This is a genomic window from Mycobacterium sp. WUMAC-067, from assembly GCF_020217485.1.
In the GTDB taxonomy this organism is placed as follows: Bacteria; Actinomycetota; Actinomycetes; order Mycobacteriales; family Mycobacteriaceae; genus Mycobacterium.
The window spans coordinates 1-331 of sequence record NZ_JAEKMI010000209.1 but is presented as its reverse complement, the minus strand read 5'-3'; the positions used below and the strand labels follow the sequence as shown (position 1 = coordinate 331).

The window sequence follows — 331 nt, the reverse complement described above, 5'->3', positions numbered from 1 at the left end:
CACGGCGTCGGCGACCACGCTGACACCGTTCGTCCAGCCGGATCAGACCACCAACCCCGGGGCCGACCAATCCGGAGCCGTAGCCCAGGCCACCGGCACCGCCGCCGGGAGCACACGCAACGCGGTTGCCCAGCAACCGTTCTCGGCGGTACCCAACATGTTGACCAGAGCCGCGGTGACTCCAGGCGCCATCGACCCGTCGCCGGTGGAAGCCCTGGACGTGGGTGCCGACCTCATCACGTATTTTCTGGATGCGCCGGGCAGCTTGGTCACGTTCTTTGTCGATGCACCCGCGGCTACGATTGCCCTTCCCTACGACATCGCCGGTGCC

Annotated in this window: 1 pseudogene; it reads left to right on the top strand. The window is 67.4% G+C overall.

Annotated features, from left to right (window positions below):
• Positions 1–331 (top strand): annotated as a pseudogene (locus JF781_RS28260) (hypothetical protein); the annotation flags it as partial.